The organism is Micromonospora sp. NPDC049089 (assembly GCF_040648775.1).
Classification (GTDB): Bacteria; Actinomycetota; Actinomycetes; order Mycobacteriales; family Micromonosporaceae; genus Micromonospora.
The window spans coordinates 1-5646 of the sequence record NZ_JBEZEH010000304.1 but is presented as its reverse complement, the minus strand read 5'-3'; the positions used below and the strand labels follow the sequence as shown (position 1 = coordinate 5646).

Annotated in this window: 7 protein-coding genes; 4 read left to right on the top strand and 3 right to left on the bottom strand. The window is 70.0% G+C overall.

The window, feature by feature from the left end:
- Both AB0B48_RS31575 and AB0B48_RS31570 read left to right on the top strand, forming a co-directional pair.
- A partial coding sequence (locus AB0B48_RS31575) for a serine hydrolase (protein WP_357207994.1) occupies window positions 1-196 on the top strand: 196 nt, incomplete at its 5' end.
- 39 nt (window positions 197-235) lie between these two features.
- Window positions 236-865 carry a VOC family protein gene (locus tag AB0B48_RS31570; RefSeq protein ID WP_357207992.1) on the top strand — a complete coding sequence of 210 codons (630 nt, stop codon included), beginning with the start codon at window positions 236-238 and terminating at the stop codon, window positions 863-865.
- Window positions 866-923: 58 nt separating this feature from the next.
- Here the strand turns inward: AB0B48_RS31570 and AB0B48_RS31565 are convergent, their stop codons facing one another.
- Window positions 924-1838, bottom strand: a complete 915-nt coding sequence (locus AB0B48_RS31565; protein WP_357207989.1) for an SDR family NAD(P)-dependent oxidoreductase — start codon at window positions 1836-1838, stop codon at window positions 924-926.
- A gap of 100 nt (window positions 1839-1938) precedes the next feature.
- Here AB0B48_RS31565 and AB0B48_RS31560 point away from each other — a divergent pair, with 100 nt between their 5' ends.
- Window positions 1939-2604: a TetR family transcriptional regulator gene (locus tag AB0B48_RS31560; protein ID WP_357207986.1), complete on the top strand. Its 666-nt coding sequence runs from the start codon at window positions 1939-1941 to the stop codon at window positions 2602-2604.
- 56 nt (window positions 2605-2660) lie between these two features.
- Window positions 2661-3545, top strand: a complete 885-nt coding sequence (locus AB0B48_RS31555; protein WP_357207983.1) for a S41 family peptidase — start codon at window positions 2661-2663, stop codon at window positions 3543-3545.
- Between the two features lie 106 nt (window positions 3546-3651).
- Here the strand turns inward: AB0B48_RS31555 and AB0B48_RS31550 are convergent, their stop codons facing one another.
- Together AB0B48_RS31550 and AB0B48_RS31545 are read right to left on the bottom strand one after the other, a co-directional pair.
- Entirely contained in the window at window positions 3652-4908 is a 1257-nt protein-coding gene (locus AB0B48_RS31550; RefSeq protein WP_357207981.1) for an MFS transporter, read from the bottom strand.
- A gap of 1 nt (window position 4909) precedes the next feature.
- Complete coding sequence (locus AB0B48_RS31545; protein WP_357207978.1) at window positions 4910-5494, bottom strand: winged helix-turn-helix domain-containing protein; 585 nt, start codon at window positions 5492-5494, stop codon at window positions 4910-4912.
- Window positions 5495-5646: the final 152 nt, after the last annotated feature.

Below are 5646 nucleotides of genomic sequence, written 5' to 3'. Positions count from 1 at the left end.
GGTGCCGGCCGGCTGGGTGGTCGGGGACAAGACCGGGACCGGCGGGTACGGCACCCGCAACGACATAGCGGTGATCTGGCCGCCCGACCGGACCCCGATCGTGCTGGCGGTGCTGTCCAGTCGCGACACGAAGGACGCCACCCCCGACGACGCGCTCATCGCCCAGGCCACCCGGGTGGTCGTCGCCCAGCTGTGAACGCCAGGAGGCAACACCGCCGATGTTAGGTTCGCCGACATGACTGCGCAGATCACTGCCGCGCATTTCCACGCGGCCGACGGGGTCGAGGACTGGCGCTCCCTCTACCACCTGGTCTCGGCCCACTTCCCGACCGGCTCACTGGCCGAGGGCATCGCGCTCGTCGACGAGATCGGCCGGCTCACCGACGAGACCCAGCAGCAGTACCTCAGCGTCGACCTGCGCGCCACCGGCGTGTCAGTGAGCCTGGCTCGGCGCGACATCGCGTTGGCGCGGCGGGTCTCGGCCGCCGCCAAGGAGCTGGACATCCGCGCCGATCCGACCGCCGTCCAACTCGTCAACATCACCCTCGACGCACTCGCCAGCGCGGACGTTCTGCCGTTCTGGCGGGCGCTGCTCGGCTACCGCCAGATCGGCGAGGACCACCTGTTCGATCCGTTACGGCGCGGCCCGGGCTTCGGGTTGCAGCACATGGCCGAGGCGCGCCCACACCGCAACCGCATGCACCTCGACATAGCTGTCCCGCACGATCAGGCGGAGGCTCGCATCGCCGCTGCCCTGGCCGCCGGCGGCCGCCTGGTGTCCGACGCGCACGCGCCCATGTGGTGGGTCCTGGCCGACGCCGAGGGCAACGAGGCCTGCGTCGCCACCTGGGTCGGCCGCGACTAACAGGACCCGAACTAAGCGCGGGCAGTCGCCCGGGCCACGCGCCCACCCTTTGGCGCGGTCACGCCGCGACGGCTGCCCGGCCCAGCGGGAACCGTACGCCGGTGAGGTCTTCCGAAACAGCCCAGAGGCGTTGCTGCACGCTCACGTCGTAGGAGTCGGGGCTGGAAGTGACAAGCCTCGGGTAGCCGCGCGTCTCACCGAGGCCGTCGGGGCCGTAGTACTGCCCGCCGAGGACGGACGGGTCGGTGGCGGCCCGCAGGATGGGCAGCGCGCCGGCCGACGGGGACTGGGTGATCGCCGGAGCGAGCCAGGTGATCGGTCCGCGGACGAGCGCCGGGGAGTTGCGCATCAGCTCGGTGTTGGAGACGCCGGGGTGTGCGGCCACCGCGACGGTGGTGCCGTGCGCGGTGAGCCGGCGCTGCAACTCGTAGGTGAACATCAGGTTGGCGAGCTTCGACTGGCCGTAGGCGGCGACCCGGCTGTAGGAACGCTCGAACTGAAGGTCGTCGAAGTGGATGGCGGCGCGGATGCGGTGGCCGACGCTGCTGACCGTGACCACTCGCGAGCCGGGCACGGGCAGCAGCAGGTCGAGCACCAGGCCGGTGAACGCGAAGTGGCCCAGGTGGTTGGTGCCGAACTGCATCTCGAAGCCGTCGCGGGTGCTCTGCTTCGGGGTGTACATCACGCCGGCGTTGTTGATCAGCAGGTCGATCCGCGGGTGGGTGGCGCGCAGGCCCGCCGCGGCACCGCGCACCGACTCCAGCGAGGTCAGGTCCAGTTCCCGTACGGAGACATCGCCGTTGATGCGGGCGGCGGCCGCCTTGCCCTTCTCCGTGTCGCGTACGGCCAGCACGACCGACGCCCCGCGCTCGGCGAGCCGCCGGGCGGTCTCGAAGCCCAGCCCGGTGTTGGCGCCGGTGACCACGGCCACCCGGCCGTCCTGGCGCGGAATCTGCTGCTCGGTCCACTTCATTTCAGGCTCCTTAGGTACCGCCGGTAACTTATGCCTGAACGGTAATGTACCACCGGTACGCTGTCAAGGGACCGCCGGTACCTAAGATAGGGTTGGTGTCATGACGTTCCAGCGGGCGCGCAGCGAGGAGCAGCGTGAGGTCCGGCGCCGGGCCATCCTGGAGACGACCTCGGCGATGCTCGACGAGATGCCGGTGGCCGAGGTGACCCTGAACGAGCTGAGCCGGCGGGTCGGCCTGGCCAAGACGGCGGTGCTGCGCTATTTCGAGTCCCGCGAGGCGATCCTGCTCGACCTGCTGGACGACCGGACGGCGACCTGGCTGGCCGAGCTGGAGCAGGAGCTGGCCGACGGTGTCGACGTGAGCCGGCCGGCGATGGAACGGGTGGAGCAGACGGCCGACGTGCTCAGCCGTTCGCTCGCCGCCCAGACGGTGCTCTGCGATCTGTTCGGCGCGCAGGGCGGGGTGCTCGAACACAACGTCTCGGTCGAGGTGGCCCGCCGGCACAAGCGGGCCGCACTGGGCAAGCTGGCGGTGATGGCCGGCCTCGTCCGGCGGCACCTGCCCGAAGCCGGCGACAACGCCGAGCTGTTCTGCCTGAACGCTTTGATCATGGCCGGCGCGCTGTCCGCCTACACCTCACCGCCGCCGAGCCTGCTCGCCGTCTACGAGTCCGAGCCGGCGCTCGCGGTCCACCACGTCGACCTACGGACAGCCCTGCGGGTCGCCATCATCACGTCGCTCGTGGGCATGCTGCCGCGCTCCTGAGCCGCTGCGCGCAATTCGCTGGTCTTGACGCTGTTCGCGGTCTAACGTGGCCCGTCGTGCTCTCACACGAACAGATAATCGGACAGGCCCTGGATCGGATCGGGGCGGGCTACGTCTTTCCCGAGAAGGTCGCTGACATCGACGCCGCGATCCGACATCGTCTCGCGGCGGGCGAGTACGACGGCCTGGACGGGCCGGCGCTCTGCGAGACGGTCACCGCTCATCTTCAGCAGGTGTGCCCGGACAAGCATCTGCGGCTGTTGTGGTCGGAGCAGCCGCAGTCGCTTGATCCAGCGGACGAGGACGGCGGGCGGGCGGCGTTCCTCGCGCTGCTCAGGGCGGAGAACCAGGGCATCCGCAGGGTCGAGCACCTGGACGGCAACGTCGGGTTCATCGACGTGCGGCGCATCGCGTACGCCGACGAGGGCGCTGCCGCGATCGGCGCGGCCATGCAACTGGCCGCCCTCAGCTCCGCGCTCATCCTGGACCTGCGCGCCTGTTCCGGCGGAACACCGGAGGGAGCCGCGATGTGGTGCAGCTACTTCTTCCGCGACGACCAGGTGCACCTCAACGACTTCTACGAGCGGTCCACCGGCGCCACCCGCCAGTTCTGGACGACCGCGCACCTTCCCGCGCCGCGCTACGCCGACCGCCCGGTGTACGTGCTGACCAGCGCGGCGACGTTCTCCGGGGGCGAGGACGTGGCGTACACCCTTCAGGCGCACGGCCGGGCCGTCGTCGTCGGTGAGACGACACGCGGCGGCGCGCATCCCACAGCCCGCCACCCGGTCACCGAACACATCCTCGTGACCGTGCCGACCGCCCGCACCATCAACAGCGTCACCGGCACCAACTGGGAGGGCGTCGGAGTGATGCCCGACGTTCCCGTCCCAGCGGACCAGGCACTCGACACCGCACTCAAGGCCATCGCCGGCGCATAGGCGCGGCTGCCGTTCGCGCGAACCGTGGGACTCGGGTCGACCCGAGCCCCACGTTCGTGGATGAAACCGAACTGTCTGGCGTGTCATCGAAGCTGGCGACAGGCGGCTAACCAGCGTCCACTGTGGCGCGCCGCCGTACGGCCGCGCGTTGCTGCCGTACGGACCGTAGGCCCACGTAGGCGACCGCACCGGAGGCCAGGTACAACAGAGCCTGCACGTTGAGCACGAGCACGACGCTGAGCACGTCGCCAAGCAGGCCGGCAGCCGCCATGCCCAGCCCCTGTGCGGCGTTGAAGATCGCGTAGTAGACGCCGAAGGCCCGGCCCAACTCGGTGTCGGGCACGCTCTGTTGGATCTGCGCGAAAGCTCCGCTGGCGTACGCGATGCCTGGCGCGCCGACCAGAATGAACAACCCGATGTACCACTCCGGTTGACGGGTGACCGCCGGCCCGTTCCAGATGACGAGGCTGATCAGTGCGAAGGTGGTCGCCCCGAGGCTCATCAGCAGACGGGGGCTGAGCCGGGCGCCAAGCATGCCGACGATGAGCCCACCCGCGACCCCACCGATCGCCTGGACGCCGCGCAGCACACCGGTCAGGGTGCCGTCGGCGTGCAGGGCGCGGCTGACGAAGACCACGAAGAGCACGACGAACAGGCCCTGCGCGATGCCGCCCAACGCCACACTCACGATCGTCACCCGCACGGCGCGGTTGCGCAGCATCGCCGTGAGGCCGTGTCGCCACGCGGTGAGGAACGATGACGTACGGTCCGGGGTCGCCGGATCCGCGGCGGTGTGGTGGGCGGCCCGGCGGGCGGCGGCGATCAGTGCTGCCGTGATCACGAAGGCCACGGCTGCGCCGACGGCCAGGTAGCGGGTGCCGTCGCGCGTGATGGCGAACCCACCCAGCGAACCTCCGACGAGACGTCCGACGCTGATGTTGAGCGCCACCACGCTGTTGGCGCGCACCAGGTGCGCGGGCTCGACGAGGCGTGGCAGCGCGGCGTTGCGGGCGGAGTCGAACGTCAGGGTCAGCACCGCCTGCGCGCCGGCTACCAGCGAGATGATCCACAGATGGTGGTCGGATTGACCGAGCAGCGGGATCACCACCGCTGCCTGCAACACGGCGACGCAGCTCATCAACCGGAACTTGTCGAAACGATCGGCGAGAGCACCGGCGAACGATCCGACCGTGATCCCGCACAGCAGCTCGACGAGGAAGACGGCGGAGGTGGTGAGCGCCGAGCCGGTCACCCCGAACACGTAGATCGGCAGCCCGGTGAGCAGCAGCCAGCTCGCCACGCTGGAGAAGAGCCCGGCAACCCAGACGAGGGCGAAGCTGCGGTGTCGCAGCAGCGCCACCATCTCAGATCAACTCGGGCGTGGGGTACGCCTGCAGGTTGAGACTGACCGGCCGGGCGCCGCTGGGGGGCGCGCTGCGCAACGGGCGCAGGTACGGCCGGATGACGGCGTCCAGGGTCAGCGTGAGGTGCCGCAGCTCCTCCGGGGTGAGCGCGAGCGTGTAGTTGTGGAAGGTGGCGCTCTCCTGCCACTCGTCGGTCAGCCTGTGCTGTTGCTGCTGGTAGCGCTGCAACGACCGAAACACCTCGTCGACCCCCAGGGCGGTAAGCGCGTCGTTGATCTGCCGGCCCTCGGCGTCATCGGGATCCGGCAGAAATTCGAACCCGGTCGCGGCGGCGCGCCACGGTCGGTCACGCTGATTGGCCCCGTCGGCGTTGGCCCGCTCGATGAGGCCGTGCCGGGCCAGTTGACGCAGGTGGTAGCTGCAGTTCGCGCCGGTGTCGTCCAGGGCCTCGGCGCACTGCGCGGCGGTTCTCGGGCCGGCGGCCAGCAGGTAGCGCAGCAGCCGCAGGCGCAGCGGATGCGCGAGCGCGCGCAGCTTGGTCGCGTCCTGGACGCGCACCCGGCGCTCCGGCTCGTTCGGCTCCATCAGCACCCCTTAACGAAAGACTCCTTTCGGTTATACCTCCTGCCAGTCCGATTTCGCAACAAGTCTTTCGTATCTGAGCGGCCGGAGAACGGCCTGGGTGACCACTTGCTTCGCTCGAAGGCAACGCCCTTCGGCCGCGGCGGGACCGTGCC

Bases quoted from the DNA above. Each gene is read 5' to 3' on its own strand.
- AB0B48_RS31570 (WP_357207992.1), top strand. From the start codon at position 236: ATGACTGCGCAGATCACTGCCGCGCATTTCCACGCGGCCGACGGGGTC.
- AB0B48_RS31565 (WP_357207989.1), bottom strand. From the start codon at position 1,838: ATGAAGTGGACCGAGCAGCAGATTCCGCGCCAGGACGGCCGGGTGGCC.
- AB0B48_RS31560 (WP_357207986.1), top strand. From the start codon at position 1,939: ATGACGTTCCAGCGGGCGCGCAGCGAGGAGCAGCGTGAGGTCCGGCGC.
- AB0B48_RS31550 (WP_357207981.1), bottom strand. From the start codon at position 4,908: ATGGTGGCGCTGCTGCGACACCGCAGCTTCGCCCTCGTCTGGGTTGCC.
- AB0B48_RS31545 (WP_357207978.1), bottom strand. From the start codon at position 5,494: ATGGAGCCGAACGAGCCGGAGCGCCGGGTGCGCGTCCAGGACGCGACC.